This window comes from Hydrogenophaga sp. RAC07 (genome assembly GCF_001713375.1).
In the GTDB taxonomy this organism is placed as follows: Bacteria; Pseudomonadota; Gammaproteobacteria; order Burkholderiales; family Burkholderiaceae_C; genus Hydrogenophaga.
The window spans coordinates 2,177,822-2,194,651 of record NZ_CP016449.1 but is presented as its reverse complement, the minus strand read 5'-3'; the positions used below and the strand labels follow the sequence as shown (position 1 = coordinate 2,194,651).

Here is a 16,830-nt window from a genome sequence, read left to right as displayed (position 1 = left end):
CCAGCCGGGGCGCCCACCGGTCAGACGCTCAACGGCGCCTGTTTGAGGAACGGCGCTGCCGGGCCGAGCGTGAACAGGTTGGGCGACTGGCTGGGCGGCAGGCCCGCGCGGATGTGCGCATGAAAGCTGGCGTAGCTGCCTTTGAACGCGCCGTTGTTCCACACACGCAGCATTTGTTCGGTGAAGGCGCCGTTGTGGTCGCCGTCCATGGAAAACTGGTTGTCCTGGCAGCCCGAGATGAGGATGAGCGCGGGCTTGAAGTCCTTGACGATGCCGGTGAGCCGGTTGCTCACGGTGACGTTGGCCAGCGCGGTGTCGGGATCGGTCACGCGCCCGCCAGCCACCTTGGCCACGTCGTTCTGCAGCTTGTCGTAGAAGGCCTTGTGCGCCGTGTACACGCGCATGCCCACGGCCGGCGGCATGATGCGCGGGCGCTGCGCGGGTGTGCCGGGTGGTGGACGCGCGGCGCGCACCACGGTGCCGCTGTGGCAGCTGTCCGAGACCACGAAGATGCGTACACCGCTCTTGAATTTGCTCAGCTCGTAGTACAGCTCGTCGTCGATGAGCTGGCCGTCGAACAGGCACCAGGTCTCGTCCTGCTTGTCGTCCTCTTCGCCGCTCACGTCGGGCACCTGGCCGCCGTGGCCGGAAAAACTCATGAAGAAAAAGTCACCATCGCCCAGCGCTTTCGCTGCTTTGCGCAGCGCTGCCAGCAGGTTGGCGCGGGTGGCTTTTTTGGTGATCAGCAGCGTGCTCTTCAGGCCTTGCGACTGGGCAAGTGCCGCCATGTCGTGGGCGTCGAATTCACACGCGGCCAGGGGCCCGGTCCAGCCCTCGTAGTGGGCGGCGCTGACCTCGTTGATGCCGATGTGCAGCGACAGACCTTGCGGCCTTTTCGCCTGGGTGGCAGATGCTTTGCTGGCCATTTGAACTCCCCCGCGGTGGCTGTTTCAAATTGTTTGAACTGTGCAATCCGTCACAAATTCTGGGGAGTTTGTCATTATGAAGCAAACCTCAAGTTGTAAGTGAATGTCTTTTCTGGGTGCTTTTGAATTAACAGTGAATGCGTTGGTTCGCGGCATTCCCATGGACAAAAAGGGGCCTGGATCGCACCACGATCCAGGCCCCCTCATGTCTGCATCGATGGTTCAGTGGCCAGAGGCTCCCGATGCGCCGATGCCGGTCTCGGAGCGCACCTGTTGTGCGAGGAAACCTGCCCGATCGATCTTGGCGCGCCGGCTGGTGTCGAGGATGGAGAAGAACCAGATGCCCAAAAAGCCGATGGTCATGGAGAAGAGGGCGGGCGAAGTGTAGGGGAACAGCGCCGAGCCTTTGGGGTTGCCCAGCGTCACTTCCCACACCGAGGGCGACACGACGGTGAGCGCCACCGAAGAGATGAGGCCCAGGAAGCCACCGATGACCGCGCCCTTGGTCGTGCAGTCTTTCCACAGCACGCTCATGAACAACACGGGGAAGTTGGCCGACGCCGCGATGGCAAACGCCAGTGACACCATGAAGGCGATGTTCTGCTTCTCGAACGCGATGCCCAGCACCACGGCCACCACGCCGAGTGCAATGGTGGTGATCTTGGACACCCGCAGCTCGGAGGTGCTGTCGGCCTTGCCCTTCTTGATCACGGTGGCATACAGGTCGTGCGAGACCGCCGAGGCACCCGAGAGCGTGAGACCGGCCACCACCGCGAGGATGGTGGCGAACGCCACGGCCGAGATGAAACCGAGGAACACGTTGCCGCCCACCGCGTTGGACAGGTGCACCGCCGCCATGTTGTTGCCACCCAGCAGCGCGCCCTTGGCGTCGAGGAATTGGGGATTGGTCAACACGAAGGTGATGGCACCGAAACCGATGATGAAGGTCAGCAGGTAGAAGTAGCCGATCCAGCCGGTGGCCCACATCACCGACTTGCGTGCTTCCTTGGCGCTGGGCACGGTGAAGAAGCGCATGAGGATGTGCGGCAGACCCGCGGTGCCGAACATCAGCGCCATGCCGAAGCTGATGGCCGAGATCGGGTCCTTGACGAAGTTGCCCGGCCCCATGATGGATTGGCCCAGCGAGGCCGCCACCTCGGCGGTCTTGCCGTCCTTCAGGGCCAGGTCGGTCTTGATCTTCACCGCGCCGGCGAACATGGCCTCGGGGCTGAAGCCGAAGTGCCACAGCACCGACAGCGCCATGAACGAAGCACCGCCCAGCAGCAGGCAGGCCTTGATGATCTGCACCCAGGTGGTGGCCGTCATGCCGCCGAAGAGCACGTACATCATCATCAGCGCGCCCACGATCACCACCGCGATCCAGTATTCCAGGCCAAACAGCAGCTTGATCAGCTGGCCCGCGCCCACCATCTGCGCGATGAGATAGAAGGCCACCACCACCAGCGTGCCCGAGGCCGCGAAGATGCGGATCGGCGTCTGCTCGAAGCGGAACGCGGCCACGTCGGCGAAGGTGAACTTGCCCAGGTTGCGCAGTCGCTCGGCCATCAGAAAGGTGATGACGGGCCAGCCCACCAGGAAGCCGATGGAGTAGATCAGGCCGTCAAAACCGCTGGCCATCACCGCGGCGGAAATGCCGAGGAAAGACGCGGCCGACATGTAGTCGCCCGCGATCGCCAGGCCGTTCTGAAAGCCGGTGATGCCACCACCGGCGGTGTAGAAGTCCGAGGCCGACTTGGTCTTGGCCGCGGCCCATTTGGTGATGAACAGCGTGAACAGCACAAAGGCGCCGAACATGCCGATGGCGGTCCAGTTGGTGGCCTGTTTCTCGGATTGGCCGAGGTCGGCACCGGCGGCCCAGACAGCCGCCGACACACCGAAGAGGGCCAGCAGCGTGAGCAGGCGGCGCAGGGTGGGTGTGCGGTGTTTCATTTCATCACCGCCTGCGCCACGGCGTTGGACAGTTCGTCGAACTCGGTGTTGGCGCGCTTCACGTAGATCGCCGTGATGACGATGGTGAACACGATCACGCCGAAGCCGATCGGTATGCCGATCGTCATCACGCCGTCGCCCATCCGTTGCGAGAGGAACTCCTTGTTGAAGGCCACCAGCAGGATGAAGCCGTAGTACACGACCATCATCGCCAGGGTCAGCCACCAGCCAAAGCGGGATCGTTTCGCCTTGAGCTCCCGGTATTTGGGATGGCTTAGGATGCGCTGGACCATGTCGTCTTGCATGGGGTCTCCTCGGTTGTGAAGTGGAGCCCTCAGCGTAGGCCTGGGCTCTTACCAAGCACTGACCCGAATCTGAAGCCGCGCTGACAAGCTGTCAGTTCGTTGGTGAACGCGGCGGGGCCGATTCGCTCTCGTTTTGAAAGCTGCGCGTGATCATCCGCGCTGTCTTGTAAGGGCATACCCTCGGTTTTGGGCCTTTCAGGTGGCGCTGCAATTTAGCTGTAAGAAAGCGATAACAAAGTCCGCCCCGTAGTGCCACAAAGCCAGGGCTTTTGTGGAGTGCACAAGCAGGTGGCCACGGCCGCCTTTCTCGGCAAGCTTCATTCAATGGAGATGACTTTCATGAACAGCGACAGCAACGCAAAGGCCTATTGGTCCGCCACGCTGGGCCTGCTGACCAAGGTATTGGTCGTGTGGTTCCTGGTTTCCTACGGCGCGGGCATTTTGTTCGCCCCCATGCTCAATGGCATCACGCTTGGCGGTTATCCGCTGGGCTTCTGGTTTGCGCAGCAAGGCTCCATCTACGTGTTCATTGCATTGATCTTCTATTACGCCCACAAGATGGGCCAGATCGATCGCAAGTTCGGCATGCAGGAAGACTGAGACACACGAGAACACCATGGCACTTCAAACCACCATCTATCTGTTCGTCGGACTCAGCTTCGCGCTGTACCTCGGCATCGCCTACTGGGCACGCGCGGGCAGCACGTCCGAGTTTTATGTGGCCGGCGGCGGGGTCCACCCCATCACCAACGGCATGGCCACGGCCGCCGACTGGATGTCGGCCGCGTCCTTCATCTCCATGGCCGGCCTGATCTCCAACATGGGCTACGGCGGTGCTGTGTTCCTGATGGGCTGGACCGGCGGCTTCGTGCTGCTGGCCATGCTGCTGGCACCGTACCTGCGCAAGTTCGGCAAGTTCACCGTGCCGGAGTTCATCGGTGACCGTTTCTACTCGAAGGCCGCGCGCAACGTGGCCGTGTTGTGCCTGCTGATCATCTCGCTGACCTACATCATTGGCCAGATGACCGGCGTGGGCGTGACCTTCGCGCGTTTCCTGGGTGTCTCCAGCGACCAGGGCATCTACATCGGCATGGCCATCGTGTTCATGTACGCGGTGTTCGGCGGCATGAAGGGCATCACCTACACGCAGGTGGCGCAGTACATCGTGCTGATCGCTGCCTACCTCGTGCCGGCCTTCTTCATCTCGCTCAACCTGACCGGCAACTTCCTGCCGCAGCTGGGTCTGGGCTCCGACATGGCGGGCACCGACGTGTCGCTGCTGACCAAGCTTGACCAGGTGGTGACCGACCTCGGCTTTGGCCAGTACACGACCACCAGCGCGGGTTCGACGCTGAACATGTTCTTCTACACCGTGTCGCTGATGATCGGTACCGCGGGCCTGCCCCACGTGATCGTTCGCTTCTTCACCGTGCCCAAAGTGGCCGATGCACGCTCCACTGCCGGCTGGGCGCTGATCTTCATCGCCTTGCTGTACACCACCGCACCCGCGGTGGGCGCCATGGCCAAGCTGAACCTGCACGGCACGGTGAACTCGGCTGTGGGTCTCGTTCGCAGTGCTGAAGGCGGCATCGGCGTGAATGCCGACACCGTCAAGGCCAATGGCGACCTCTACGCCACCGAAGCCAGCCTGGTGTATGACCAGCGTCCCGAGTGGATGAAGCGCTGGGAAAAAACCGGTCTGCTGAAGTGGGAAGACAAGAACGCGGACGGCCGCATCCAGTACTACAACGACGCGACCAAGAACGCCGTTGCCAAGGGCAAGGCCGAAGCGGCCGGCTGGAAGGGCAACGAGTTGACCGTGAACGCCGACATCATCGTGCTGGCCAACCCGGAAATCGCTCTGCTGCCCAACTGGGTGATCGCGCTGGTGGCCGCCGGTGGCCTGGCCGCTGCGCTGTCCACCGCTGCCGGTTTGTTGCTGGCCATCTCGTCGGCCGTCTCGCACGACCTGATCAAGGGCGCCATCAAGCCCGACATCAGCGAAAAGGGTGAACTCATGGCCGGCAAGATCGCCATGGCCGTGGCCATCTTTGTGGCGGGCTGGCTGGGCTTGAACCCGCCGGGCTTTGCCGCCGGTACCGTGGCCCTGGCCTTCGGTATTGCTGCTTCCACCATCTTCCCTGCGTTGATGATGGGCATTTTCAGCCGCACCGTGACCGACAAGGGCGCCATCGCCGGCATGTTGGCGGGCCTGGCCGTGACGCTGTTCTATGTGTTCGCACACAAGGGCATCTTCTTCATCAAGGGCACCGACTACGTGAACATGGTCGGTGGCGTGAACGGCTTCTTCACCATCACCCCCGAGGCCTTCGGCACCGTGGGCGCGATCGTGAACTTCGTGGTCGCCTACCTGGTGAGCAAGGTCTCCAAGCCGGTGCCGCAGCACATCGTGGAACTGGTGGAGTCGGTGCGCGTGCCCAAGGGCGCGGGCGTTGCTACCGGCCACTGATGGCTTGAATCCACACGGACCGGGCGCCTGCCCGGTCTGCTCGTGAGCCAGACCCCGTCGGTCCGCCGGCGGGGTTTGGCGTTTCTGGAGAGCGCTGGAGGACAATCCGGCATCAACACACGGCCCACCATGAACCTGCCCAGCGTCTTCATCTTCAACTGGATCTTCCTGCTTGCCCTGTTTCCGGTGGCGTTCTTCTGGCTGCGCCGTGCGTACCGCATCCTCGTCAAGCGCGACTTCTCCGAGGTGGCGCTGAAAAAGGGCATGCCACCCCCCAACGCAGAAAAGTACGCGCCCTACGAGATGGCGTTCAATCTGGTGGGGGGCATCGTGCTGGTGGGCGTGCTGGTGGCCGTGCTCGGCTTTCAGGCCCTCGCCTCGGAAGACTGGATTGCCGTGGCCGGCGTGACGCTGTGGACGAAGCTGCTGGCGTCGTTTGCGCTGGGTCGCCAGGCGCATGGCCTGGGGCCTGGACGCAAGAGGAGTTGACCTCCAGAGCGACCCGTCGCCGTTTCAGTATTCGAGGCGCTCGGGCCGGATCTCTTGCAGGATGGTGGTCGCGATTTCTTCGATCGACTTGGTGGTCGTTGACAACCAACGGATCCCTTCGCGCCGCATCATGCTCTCGGCTTCACTCACCTCCATGCGGCAGTTTTCCAGGCTGGCGTAACGCGAGTTGGGGCGGCGCTCGTTGCGGATCTCGCACAGGCGCTCGGGTCCGATCGTGAGACCAAAGATCTTCTTGCGGTGCGGCACCAGCGCGGGCGGGAGCTGCCGGCGCTCGAAGTCCTCGGGAATCAATGGGTAGTTCGAGGCCTTCAGGCCGTATTGCATGGCCAGGTAGAGCGAGGTGGGCGTCTTGCCGCTGCGGCTCACCCCCACCAGGATCACGTCGGACCCCTGCAGGTCCTTGTGGCTTTGGCCGTCGTCGTGCGCCAGTGAAAAATTGATCGCCTCGATGCGGGCGTTGTAGGCCTGGCTCTTGGAAGCATCGGAGAAGCGGCCCACGCGGTGGTTGGACTTGATGCCCAGCTCATGCTCCAGCGGCGCGATGAAGGTGCCGAACATGTCCAGCAAGACACCTTTGCACTGGGTGCGGAACACGTTGAGCACGTCCATGTCGACCACGGTGGTGAAGACCAGCGGGCGGTTGCCTTCCAGATCGGCCACGTGGTTGATCTGGCGCACGGCCTGGTGGGCCTTGTCCACATCGTCCAGAAACGGTAGACGCACCCGGCGCATGGGAGTCTCGAACTGGTTCAGGATGGCGTTGCCGAAGGTTTCGGCGGTGATGCCGGTGCCGTCGGAGATGAAGAAGACCGTTCGGTTGGGCATGGGGCGCGTCCTTACAATACCGGGTGTTGTGTCGGGGCCATTATCAATCGCCCTGCCGTCTCATTTGCCTCCCTGCCCGGTGCCAGACCCACAACAGAACAACAGGTCGCCAGCCCCCGCGTGGAACCCCCGGTTTTTCAACCTTAGGAGTTTTCCCATGTCCCACCTGTTTGGAGCGACCGATCTGGTCGTGCCTTTCGAAAAATTGCGGATGAGCGACGTCGAGTCGGTCGGCGGCAAGAACGCCAGCCTCGGCGAGATGATTTCGCAACTGCCCACCGGCGTGAAAGTGCCGACCGGCTTTGCCACCACGGCACACGCCTTCCGGGAATTCCTCAAACACGACGGCCTGACCGAGCGCATCAACGCGCGCCTGGATGCGCTGGATACCGAAGACGTGCGCGCGCTGGCGCAAGCCGGCGCCGAGATCCGTGCCATGGTGGAAAACCAGCCCTTCCCGGCCGACCTTGAAAAGGCCATCCGCGAAGCCTTCATCACGCTGACCAGCGGCAACGACACCGCGTCGTTCGCAGTGCGCTCCTCGGCCACGGCCGAAGACCTGCCCGACGCGTCGTTCGCCGGCCAGCAGGAAACCTTTCTCAACGTGATCGGCATTGAAGAAGTGCTGCACAAGATGAAGGAGGTGTTCGCCTCCCTCTACAACGACCGTGCCATCAGCTACCGCGTGCACAAGGGCTTTGCGCATGCCGACGTGGCATTGAGCGCCGGTGTGCAGCGCATGGTGCGCTCCGACCTGGGCGCTGCCGGCGTGATGTTCACCATCGACACCGAGAGCGGTTTTGAAGACGTGGTCTTCATCACCAGCAGCTACGGTCTGGGCGAAACGGTGGTGCAGGGCGCCGTGAACCCCGACGAGTTCTACGTGCACAAGCCCATGCTCAAGGCCGGCAAACGCGCACTGATCCGCCGCAACCTGGGCAGCAAGCTGATCCAGATGGGTTTCACCACCGACGCGGAAAAATCGGGCACGGGCGCGCTCAAGGGCAAGCTGGTGAAAACCACCGATGTGCCGGTGGAGCTGCGCAACCGCTACAGCCTGACCGACGCCGACGTGGAGCAACTCGCGCGCTACGCGATGGTGATCGAGCAGCACTACGGCCGTGCCATGGACATCGAATGGGGCAAGGACGGTGTTGACGGAGAGCTCTACATCCTGCAGGCCCGTCCCGAGACGGTGAAGAGCCAGAGTGCCGGCAAGACCGAGGTGCGCTACAAGCTCAAGGGCAAGGGCGCCGTGCTGGCCAGTGGCCGCGCCATCGGCCAGAAGGTGGGCACGGGTCCGGTGCGCCTGGTGCACAACATCAGCGAGATGGACAAGGTGCAGCCCGGTGACGTGCTGGTGACCGACATGACCGACCCGAACTGGGAACCGGTGATGAAGCGCGCGAGTGCCATCGTGACCAACCGCGGCGGGCGCACCTGCCACGCGGCCATCATCGCGCGTGAACTGGGCATTCCGGCGGTGGTCGGTTGTGGCGACGCGACCGAGCTGCTGAAAGAAGGCACGCTGGTCACGGTGAGCTGCGCCGAGGGCGACACCGGCAACATTTACGACGGCCTGCTGGAAACCGAGATCACCGAAGTGCAGCGCGGCGAAATGCCCCCGCTGGACGTGAAGATCATGATGAACGTGGGCAACCCCCAGCTGGCCTTTGACTTCTGCCAGATCCCCAACGCCGGCGTGGGCCTGGCGCGGTTGGAGTTCATCATCAACAACAACATCGGCGTGCACCCCAAGGCGATCCTGGACTACCCGGCAGTGGATGCCGACCTGAAGAAGGCGGTGGAGTCCGTGGCCCGTGGCCATGCGTCGCCGCGCGCTTTCTACGTGGACAAGGTCGCCGAGGGTGTGGCCACCATCGCCGCAGCCTTCTGGCCCAAGCCGGTGATCGTGCGACTGTCGGACTTCAAGAGCAACGAGTACCGCAAGCTGGTGGGTGGCTCGCGCTACGAGCCCGAAGAGGAAAACCCGATGCTGGGCTTTCGCGGTGCGGCGCGCTACATCAGCGAAGACTTCCGCGAAGCCTTCGCCATGGAATGCGAGGCCCTGAAGCGTGTGCGTGAAGACATGGGCCTGGACAACGTGCAGGTGATGGTGCCGTTTGTGCGCACGCTGGCGCAGGCCAGGCGCGTGACCGAGCTCATGGCCGACAAGGGTCTGAAGCGCGGCGACAACGGTCTCAAGGTCATCATGATGTGCGAGATCCCGAGCAACGCGGTGCTGGCCAAGGACTTCCTGCAGTACTTCGACGGCTTCTCGATCGGCTCCAACGACCTGACCCAGCTTACCCTGGGCCTGGACCGCGATTCCGGCCTGGAGCTGCTGGCGCACGACTTCGACGAACGCGACCCGGCCGTCAAGGCGCTGCTGCAGATGGCCATCAGCGCCTGCCGGGCCGAGGGCAAGTACGTGGGCATCTGCGGCCAGGGCCCCAGCGACCACCCCGACTTCGCGCAGTGGCTGCGCGACGAGGGCATCAGCTCGATCTCGCTGAACCCGGATTCGGTGGTCGACACCTGGCAGTTGTTGTCGTCCAGCCAGAAGTGACCGGTCAACGCTTCGGCGTTTGATGCAAGGCGGCAGCGGGCAACCCTGCCGCTTTTTTCATGGCTTTCGCCGTCAGGCCGTGGTCAGTGCATGGCGCACAATCGAACGGCCACCGCCGGCCACACGCTGCGGGGGACGATCGAGGAGACAAACATGTTCAAAGGCCTTGCTGCCCAACGACTGGTGGCCCTGTTCTTCGCCGCCGCGGCGTTGTTCAACTTCCCCTTGCTGGCGCTGTGGGACCACGATGCCCGTGTGTGGGGGCTGCCGCTGTTTCCGCTGGCGCTGTTCGTCATCTGGGCGGGTTTGATCGCCGTGCTGGCCTGGGTGGTGGAGCACCACAGCAACGTCTCACAACCCGACTGAACATGCTCTCGGCCCCGCTGGTCATCGGTGTCTCATTTGCGTACCTGCTGCTGCTGTTTGCGGTGGCGTACTGGGGCGACCGGCGGGCTGCGCAGGGCCGCTCGGTGATCTCGAGCCCGTGGGTGTATGCGCTGTCCATGGCGGTGTACTGCACCGCGTGGACCTACTTCGGCAGCGTGGGGCGTGCGGCCAACTCGGGCGTGTGGTTCCTGCCCATCTACCTCGGGCCCATGCTGGCCATGCTGCTGGCCTGGATGGTGGTGCGCAAGATGATCCGCATCGCCAAGACCTGGCGCATCACCTCCATTGCCGACTTCATCGCCAGCCGCTACGGCAAGAGCCCGCTGCTCGCCGGCCTGGTGACGCTGATCACGGTGGTGGGCATCGTTCCCTACATCGCCTTGCAGCTCAAGGCCATTGCCAGCGGCTACGCAGTGCTCACCTCGCCGCTGGGCATGCCGGCGGTGCAGAGTGCGGACTGGTGGAGCGACAGCACGCTGTACGTGGCCCTGGCCCTGGCCGGCTTCACCATCGTGTTCGGTGCGCGCCACCTGGACAGCACCGAGCGCCACGAAGGCATGGTGGCAGCGATCGCGTTTGAATCGGTGGTCAAGCTGGTGGCGTTCATGGCGGTGGGCCTGTTCGTCTGCTTCGGCCTTTTCGCGAGCCCGGCAGCGCTGTTCGACCAGGCCCACGCGGTGGACGAATTGCGTCGCCTGATGCAGTTCGGCCAAGGCCAACCGTTTGCCTATGCGCAGTGGCTGGGCCTGACCTTGCTGGCCATGTTGTCGGTGATCTTCTTGCCGCGCCAGTTCCAGGTGATGGTGGTGGAGAACGTGGACGAGAACCACCTGCGGCGCGCGGTCTGGGCGTTCCCGCTGTACCTGCTGCTGATCAACCTGTTTGTGTTGCCGATCGCCTTGGGCGGCCTGCTGCACTTCGGGCCCGGGCGCATGGACCCCGAGACCTTCGTGCTGTCGCTGCCGTTGTCGCAAGGGCAGGGCGCGCTGGCCTTGTTCGCGTTTGTGGGTGGGCTCTCGGCGGCCACCGGCATGGTGATCGTGGAGGCGATCGCGGTGTCCACCATGGTGTGCAACGACCTGGTGATGCCGCTGCTGCTGCGCATGCGGCGCTTTGGCGCACGTGCCAGCGGCGACCTCACCGCGGTGCTGCTGCGCATCCGGCGCCTGGCCATCCTGGGCATCCTGTTGTTGGGGTATCTGTATTTCCACCTGGCCGGCGAGGCCTACGCGCTGGTGAGCATCGGTCTCATCAGCTTTGCGGCGGTGGCGCAGTTTGCGCCCGCGCTGCTGGGTGGCATGTACTGGAAGGGCGGCACGCAGCGTGGTGCCCTGGCGGGCTTGCTGCTGGGCTTTGCCTTCTGGGCCTACACGCTCATGCTGCCCTCGCTGGTGAAGTCGGGCTGGCTCACCGCCGGTTTCATGGAGCAGGGGCCCTTTGGCTGGTGGCTGCTCAAGCCCGAGGCCTTTCTGGGCCTGGCCGGGCTGGACAACCTCACGCATTCGCTGATCTGGAGCCTGCTGGCCAATGTGGCGGCTTATGTGGGTGTGTCCCTCTGGCGCGCGCCCACCGCGCGCGAGACCAGCCAGGCCCTGCTGTTTGTGGATGTGTTTCACCGCACGGCGGCCTCGCGCCCGGTGTTCTGGCAGGGCAAGGCGCAGGTGTCGGCACTGCTGCCGCTGGTGGGGCGTTTCCTCGGCGTGGAGGCGGCGCAGCGCCTGTTTGCCGACTACGCGCTGCGCGTGGGCGTGCGGCAGATCGACCAGATCCCGGCCGATGCGCGGCTGGTGCACTTTGTGGAAACCCAATTGGCGGGGGCGATTGGCAGTGCGTCGGCGCGGGTGATGGTGGCTTCGGTGGTGGAAGAGGAGGCGCTGGACCTGGATGACGTGATGCGCATCCTGGACGAAGCTTCGCAGTTGCGCGCGTATTCCCACGCGCTGGAAGAGAAGTCGCAGTCGCTGGAGCGCGCCACGGCCGACCTTCGCCAGGCCAACGAACAGCTCAAGAGCCTGGATCGGCTCAAGGACGATTTCATGTCGTCGGTGACGCACGAACTGCGCACGCCTTTGACTTCGATCAGGGCCCTGGCCGAGCTGATGCGCGACGATGAAGAAATGGACACTGTGCAACGACAACAGTTTGTGGGCATCATCGTGGGCGAGACCGAACGGCTCAGCCGCCTCGTGAACCAGGTGCTGGACATGGCCAAGATCGAGTCGGGGCACGCCGAGTGGCACGACGACGAAGTGGACATGAAAGCCTTGCTGCAGCAAGCCGCCAGCACCATGGCCGAGCCGCTGCGCGAGCGCGGTGTGAAGATGGTGCTGGAGCTGCCCGCGCAGGTGCAGCCCCTGCACGCGGACGCCGACCGGTTGATGCAGGTGGTGCTCAACCTGTTGTCGAACGCGGCCAAGTACGCGCCGCGCGACACAGGTCTTGTGGTGATGAGACTTCGGGAAGGGGACGAAGGCGTGGACGTCGAGGTGCAGGACAACGGCCCGGGCATCGCGCCCGACCAGCAAGCCATGGTGTTCGAGAAGTTCCGCCAGGTGGGCGGCGACGCCCACTACCGGCCCGGGGGCACCGGCCTGGGTTTGCCGATCAGCCGACAGATCGTGGCGCACTTCGGGGGGCGCATGTGGCTGCGCTCCGGGGAGGGGCAGGGGGCGGTGTTCGGTTTTTCGCTGCCACGCCAGAGACCGACAACAACGCAAGGAGACCAGCCATGAGCCACAAGATCCTGATCGCAGACGACGAGCCCAACATCCTGATTTCGCTGGAGTTCCTGATGAAGCGCGAAGGTTTCGAGGTGGTGCTGGCGCGCGATGGGCAGGAGGCGATGGATGCCATCGTGCGTGAGCGCCCGGCGCTGGTGTTGCTCGACGTGATGATGCCGATCAAGACCGGATTCGATGTGTGCAGCGAGGTTCGCGCCAACGAGGCCGTGAGCAGCACCCTGATCGTGATGCTCACCGCCAAGGGGCGCGACACCGACGTGGCCAAGGGCCTGGCGCTGGGCGCCAACGCGTACATGACCAAACCGTTTTCCACCAAGGATCTGGTGCAGAAGGTGCGCGATCTGCTGGAGCCTTCCGCATGAGCGCAGCGCCGGGCCGTTCCCAAGCAAGCTCGCACCGCAGCCCTCAGGGCGGAGGTACCTCATGAGCCGCCGGGGCGTGGACCGTCGGGTGTGGCTGGGCGTGGCGGTGGCGGGCGCGGCGATGCTGGTGTGGATGGGGCTGACTGCGGGCATTGTCTGGTCCACGCTGGATGCACAGGAGCGACGCTTGTTGTCCGACCTGCTGAACCCCCGCAGCACGCTGGTGGCCATGATGATCGTGGTGCTGTTCGGCGCATTGGCCTTTGCGGTGCGCGCCCTGGTGGGCCATTTTGTCGAGCCAGTGGCCCAGTTGGCCGAAGAGGGCATGGTGCTGGTGCGCACCGACGTGGCCCGCAGCCTGCCGGCCCAGGGCAGCCCCGAGAACCGCGCCGTCACCGGCGTGATCAACCAGCTGGTGGCGCAGCGCACGCGCCTGCGCGACGACATGGACGCGCGCGTGCAGGAGGCCAGCCACAACATCGAGCTGGAAAAGAGCCGGCTGGCCGCGCTCATGGCCGAGCTCACGCAGAGTGTGGTGGTGTGCAACCTGGATGGTCGCATCCTGCTCTACAACCAGCGCGCACGTCTGCAGTTCCGTGCGCTTTCGCAAGCACCCGAGGTGGCCGGAGGTGCCGAGTTGATCGGCCTGGGCCGCTCGATCTACGCGGTGTTCGACCGCAAGCTGGTGGCGCACGCGCTGGAGAACATCCAGCAGCGCATGCTCTCGGGCGCAACCCAGCCCTCGGCCCAGTTCGTCACGTCCACGTCGGTGGGCCAGTTGTTGCGCGTGCAGATGGCCCCCGTGCGTTCCAGCCAGGCCCAGGCCGCCGAAGACCCGGCGGACCGTGCCGAACTCACCGGCTTTGTGCTCATGCTCGACAACATCACCCGCGAGTTTGAAGCCGAGTCGGCGCGCGACCAGGTGCTGCACACGCTCACCGAAGGCACGCGCTCGGCCTTGGCCAACACGCAGGCGGCACTCGACGTGCTGGACCACCCCGATCTGGAGCCGGCCGCGCGCGAACGCTTTCTGCGGGTGATCCGCGAAGAAACCAGCGCCTTGGGTCGGCGCATCGCCAGCATCGAGGCGGACGCGGCGCAAAGCCTCAAGACCCGCTGGCCGCTCGAAGACATGCTGGGCGCCGATCTGGTGTCCGCCGCGCTGCGCCGCATTGAGATCGTGACCGGTCTGCCAGTTTCTGCGCTGGAGGTGAACCCCACGCTGTGGCTCAAGGTCGAGAGCTTTTCGCTGCTGCAGGCCCTGGTCTATCTGGCGGGGCGGCTGAAGGACGAGTTCGCGGTGCGTTTTGTGCAGGTGCGTCTGGAGCCGGCCACGGGCAGTGCGGGCAAAGCCCAACTCGATCTGGTGTGGTCGGGCCAGGCCATGAGCAACGAGACCGTGATGAGCTGGGAAATGGACACCATGACCTCGGGGAGCGAATCCACCGGACTCACGGTGCGCGACGTGGTGGAGCGCCATGGCGGCGCCTTCTGGTTCGAGCGCGAGCGTGCGCGCCACCAGGCGTTTTTTCGCATCCTGCTGCCGCTGGCCGATCCGCGCGACCAGGCCGAAGCCCTCAATTTCGTGCGCAGCGAAAGCCGGCCCGAGTACTACGACTTTGATCTCTTCAAGAGCAGTGAGCAGACCCGCTCGCTCGACGAGCGCCGGCTGGTTGATCTGGTCTATACCGTGTTCGACACCGAAACCACCGGACTGGAGCCCTCGCAAGGCGACGAGATCATCCAGATCGGCGCGGCGCGCATCGTCAACGGCAAGCTGCTGCACCAGGAGTGTTTTGAACAGCTGGTGGATCCGCAACGCAGCATTCCGGCGGCCTCGATTCCCATCCACGGCATTCAGCCGGCGATGGTGGTGGGCCAGCCCAGGATCGGCGAGGTGCTGCCAGCCTTCCACGCCTTTGCGCAGGACACTGTGCTGGTGGCGCACAACGCCGCTTTCGACATGCGTTTTCTGCAACTCAAGGAGAAGTCCACCGGCGTGGTGTTCGACCAGCCGGTGCTCGACACACTGCTGCTCTCGGCGGTGATCCACCCCAACCAGGACTCCCACCGGCTGGAGGCGATTGCTGAACGCTTTGACGTGCCGGTGATCGGGCGTCACACGGCCATGGGCGACGCCATGGTCACAGCCGAGATCTTCATCAAGCTGATCCCGCTGCTGGCGCAGCAGGGCATTCACACGCTGGGACAGGCGCGTGAAGCTGCGCAGAAGACCCACTTCTCCCGCTTGAAGTATTGAGACGATGCCCCTGGCGCCGCAGGGATGGTTCAGAATTTGTAGCGGTTGGACAGGACCGATTGCAAGGTCTGAACGACCTGGAACGCGTCTCTAAGTTGCGTGCGTTCAAAGTTGGAGATTTCCGCGGGGTCCAGAAAGTTGTCGGGCGCCAGCCCTTGTGCGATCTGTTGCGCCTGGTGCCGGATGCGCAAGGACGCCAGAAACTCCAGCGCATCGCGCAGGTCGCGTGCGCTCTGTGCGCTGATGTCGCCGCCTTCGCCCGCGGTGAGCAGCCGGTCGTGGGTGTTGACTTCGGCGTGGCCGCCGGCCAGCGCGTACACCCGGGCCAGATCGACGATGGGCACCACGCCGGTGTGTTTGAGGTCGATGGTGCCCTTGTGCTCGCCGCTGCGCGCGGGCGACAGCCCTTTGAACAAACCCAACGGGGGCTGGTGGGTCAGGGCGTTGCCCACCATGTGGGCCAGGAAGAGGGTGTTGCCCCGGGTGTTTTGCAACACGTCGCGCCGCAGTCCGTCGAGCAGGCTGGCCTGGCCATGGATGGCGCGCAGGTCGAAGAACACGCAGGTCAGCATGAGCGCCTTGGGCTCGGGCTGGCTGGTCCAGCGCCGGAAATACTCCGCCCAGCGCGCGCGGGGTTGGCGCCAGGTGTCGGTCATGGCCATCATCTCGCCCGGGCAGAACACGTAGCCACAGGCGTCCAGGCCGGTGCAGACGAAGCGCGTGAGTTCACGGAAGTACGCGCCGTGCACGCTTTCGTCGAACGCATCGTCGAGCACCAGGCAGTTGTCCTGGTCGGACTTGGCGGTCTGTTCGCTGCGGGCCTGTGAACCGGCCGCCACCCACACATAGTCCACCGGCGCCGGACCCAATTGCGCTTCGCCCAGCTGCAACAACCGGGTGGTGATGGCGTCGGTGATGACGGTGATGATGTGGCCTGTGTTGTAGGCGGTTGCGTCGGCCGCTGCCAGGCTTTGCTGCAGTGCGCGTATGCGGGTGCTGGCGCGCTGCAGACCCTCCACCGCGGTCTGTTTGTAGATGTCGCCCGCCAGGTACACGGCAGACGTGCTGTGCTGCTCGGTGAGGTCGGTGGCGGTGATCATGCCGGCGATGCGCTGGCCGTCGAGCACCGGTACATGGTGGATGTTGTGGCGCGCCATGAGCAGCAACGCGTTGAACGCCGGGTCGTGCAGGTTCACAAAAAAAGGCGCGAGTGTGGCGATGTCCATGATCGGCCGTTGCGTGTCCAACCCGGCAGCGATCACGCGGTTGCGCAGGTCGCGGTCGGTGATCAGGCCAAAGAGAAGGCCTTGCTCCGCGATCAGCACCGACGACACGCGCTGCTCGCTCATGAGTTGCGCAGCGGCGCGAATGCTGGTGTGCGGCGGCAGGGTGATCGGCGCGCGGTTGATCAACGCGCTCACCGGCGTGCTCATGAGGTTGAGCGCAGCGTCGCCCGAGGGGACGCCCGCTTCGTTTGTCCAGTTGTTCGGGTCCATGGTGATGTGTGTTGTAGGACTTAAGAATC

At 64.3% G+C, this 16,830-nt stretch carries 13 protein-coding genes; 8 read left to right on the top strand and 5 right to left on the bottom strand.

From position 1 onward, the window contains the following. Window positions 1-20: 20 nt before the first annotated feature. The 3 genes from BSY239_RS10280 to BSY239_RS10270 form a co-directional block, all read right to left on the bottom strand. On the bottom strand, window positions 21-926 hold the full coding sequence (locus BSY239_RS10280; protein WP_069046766.1) for a caspase family protein: 906 nt from the start codon (window positions 924-926) through the stop codon (window positions 21-23). Window positions 927-1,148: 222 nt separating this feature from the next. Then, on the bottom strand, window positions 1,149-2,876 hold the full coding sequence (locus tag BSY239_RS10275) for a cation acetate symporter (protein WP_069046765.1): 1,728 nt from the start codon (window positions 2,874-2,876) through the stop codon (window positions 1,149-1,151). Further along, the gene (locus BSY239_RS10270) at window positions 2,873-3,181 is read right to left on the bottom strand and encodes a DUF485 domain-containing protein (RefSeq protein WP_069046764.1); all 309 of its coding nucleotides are present in this window, start codon (window positions 3,179-3,181) and stop codon (window positions 2,873-2,875) included. Before BSY239_RS10270 ends, BSY239_RS10275 begins: the two co-directional genes overlap by 4 nt. Window positions 3,182-3,520: 339 nt before the next feature. Between BSY239_RS10270 and BSY239_RS10265 the strand changes: the two genes are divergently transcribed. From BSY239_RS10265 to BSY239_RS10255, 3 genes are all read left to right on the top strand, one after another. Continuing rightward, complete coding sequence (locus BSY239_RS10265) at window positions 3,521-3,781, top strand: DUF4212 domain-containing protein (protein WP_069048911.1); 261 nt, start codon at window positions 3,521-3,523, stop codon at window positions 3,779-3,781. A 16-nt stretch (window positions 3,782-3,797) separates the two neighbouring features. Beyond that, window positions 3,798-5,651 (top strand): sodium:solute symporter family protein, encoded by a 1,854-nt coding sequence (locus tag BSY239_RS10260; RefSeq protein WP_069046763.1) that lies wholly within the window; start codon window positions 3,798-3,800, stop codon window positions 5,649-5,651. Between the two features lie 129 nt (window positions 5,652-5,780). Next, window positions 5,781-6,140, top strand: a complete 360-nt coding sequence (locus tag BSY239_RS10255) for a hypothetical protein (protein ID WP_069046762.1) — start codon at window positions 5,781-5,783, stop codon at window positions 6,138-6,140. Window positions 6,141-6,164: 24 nt separating this feature from the next. Here BSY239_RS10255 and ppsR read toward each other — a convergent pair whose 3' ends face one another. Then, the gene (gene ppsR, locus BSY239_RS10250; protein WP_069046761.1) at window positions 6,165-6,986 is read right to left on the bottom strand and encodes a posphoenolpyruvate synthetase regulatory kinase/phosphorylase PpsR; all 822 of its coding nucleotides are present in this window, start codon (window positions 6,984-6,986) and stop codon (window positions 6,165-6,167) included. Between the two features lie 157 nt (window positions 6,987-7,143). On the opposite strand from ppsR, the gene ppsA reads away from it, so the two are divergent. The 5 genes from ppsA to BSY239_RS10225 all read left to right on the top strand — a co-directional run bounded on the left by ppsA (window position 7,144) and on the right by BSY239_RS10225 (window position 15,305). Beyond that, complete coding sequence (gene ppsA, locus BSY239_RS10245) at window positions 7,144-9,555, top strand: phosphoenolpyruvate synthase (protein ID WP_069046760.1); 2,412 nt, start codon at window positions 7,144-7,146, stop codon at window positions 9,553-9,555. A 153-nt stretch (window positions 9,556-9,708) separates the two neighbouring features. After that, window positions 9,709-9,921 (top strand): hypothetical protein, encoded by a 213-nt coding sequence (locus BSY239_RS10240; RefSeq protein WP_069048910.1) that lies wholly within the window; start codon window positions 9,709-9,711, stop codon window positions 9,919-9,921. 2 nt (window positions 9,922-9,923) lie between these two features. After that, window positions 9,924-12,674, top strand: coding sequence for a sensor histidine kinase (locus BSY239_RS10235; RefSeq protein ID WP_069046759.1), 2,751 nt, complete (start codon window positions 9,924-9,926; stop codon window positions 12,672-12,674). After that, a complete protein-coding gene (locus tag BSY239_RS10230) occupies window positions 12,671-13,045 on the top strand; it encodes a response regulator transcription factor (protein ID WP_069046758.1) in 375 nt (124 codons plus the stop codon). Before BSY239_RS10235 ends, BSY239_RS10230 begins: the two co-directional genes overlap by 4 nt. Before the next feature lie 61 nt (window positions 13,046-13,106). Next, window positions 13,107-15,305 carry a 3'-5' exonuclease gene (locus BSY239_RS10225; RefSeq protein ID WP_069046757.1) on the top strand — a complete coding sequence of 733 codons (2,199 nt, stop codon included), beginning with the start codon at window positions 13,107-13,109 and terminating at the stop codon, window positions 15,303-15,305. A 29-nt stretch (window positions 15,306-15,334) separates the two neighbouring features. Here BSY239_RS10225 and BSY239_RS10220 read toward each other — a convergent pair whose 3' ends face one another. Further along, window positions 15,335-16,801 (bottom strand): putative nucleotidyltransferase substrate binding domain-containing protein, encoded by a 1,467-nt coding sequence (locus BSY239_RS10220; protein ID WP_069046756.1) that lies wholly within the window; start codon window positions 16,799-16,801, stop codon window positions 15,335-15,337. Between the last annotated feature and the right edge of the window lie 29 nt (window positions 16,802-16,830).

Bases quoted from the DNA above. Each gene is read 5' to 3' on its own strand.
- BSY239_RS10255 (WP_069046762.1), top strand. From the start codon at position 5,781: ATGAACCTGCCCAGCGTCTTCATCTTCAACTGGATCTTCCTGCTTGCC.
- BSY239_RS10280 (WP_069046766.1), bottom strand. From the start codon at position 926: ATGGCCAGCAAAGCATCTGCCACCCAGGCGAAAAGGCCGCAAGGTCTG.
- BSY239_RS10265 (WP_069048911.1), top strand. From the start codon at position 3,521: ATGAACAGCGACAGCAACGCAAAGGCCTATTGGTCCGCCACGCTGGGC.
- BSY239_RS10240 (WP_069048910.1), top strand. From the start codon at position 9,709: ATGTTCAAAGGCCTTGCTGCCCAACGACTGGTGGCCCTGTTCTTCGCC.
- BSY239_RS10275 (WP_069046765.1), bottom strand. From the start codon at position 2,876: ATGAAACACCGCACACCCACCCTGCGCCGCCTGCTCACGCTGCTGGCC.
- BSY239_RS10260 (WP_069046763.1), top strand. From the start codon at position 3,798: ATGGCACTTCAAACCACCATCTATCTGTTCGTCGGACTCAGCTTCGCG.
- BSY239_RS10220 (WP_069046756.1), bottom strand. From the start codon at position 16,801: ATGGACCCGAACAACTGGACAAACGAAGCGGGCGTCCCCTCGGGCGAC.
- BSY239_RS10270 (WP_069046764.1), bottom strand. From the start codon at position 3,181: ATGCAAGACGACATGGTCCAGCGCATCCTAAGCCATCCCAAATACCGG.
- ppsA (WP_069046760.1), top strand. From the start codon at position 7,144: ATGTCCCACCTGTTTGGAGCGACCGATCTGGTCGTGCCTTTCGAAAAA.
- BSY239_RS10230 (WP_069046758.1), top strand. From the start codon at position 12,671: ATGAGCCACAAGATCCTGATCGCAGACGACGAGCCCAACATCCTGATT.
- BSY239_RS10225 (WP_069046757.1), top strand. From the start codon at position 13,107: ATGAGCCGCCGGGGCGTGGACCGTCGGGTGTGGCTGGGCGTGGCGGTG.
- BSY239_RS10235 (WP_069046759.1), top strand. From the start codon at position 9,924: ATGCTCTCGGCCCCGCTGGTCATCGGTGTCTCATTTGCGTACCTGCTG.
- ppsR (WP_069046761.1), bottom strand. From the start codon at position 6,986: ATGCCCAACCGAACGGTCTTCTTCATCTCCGACGGCACCGGCATCACC.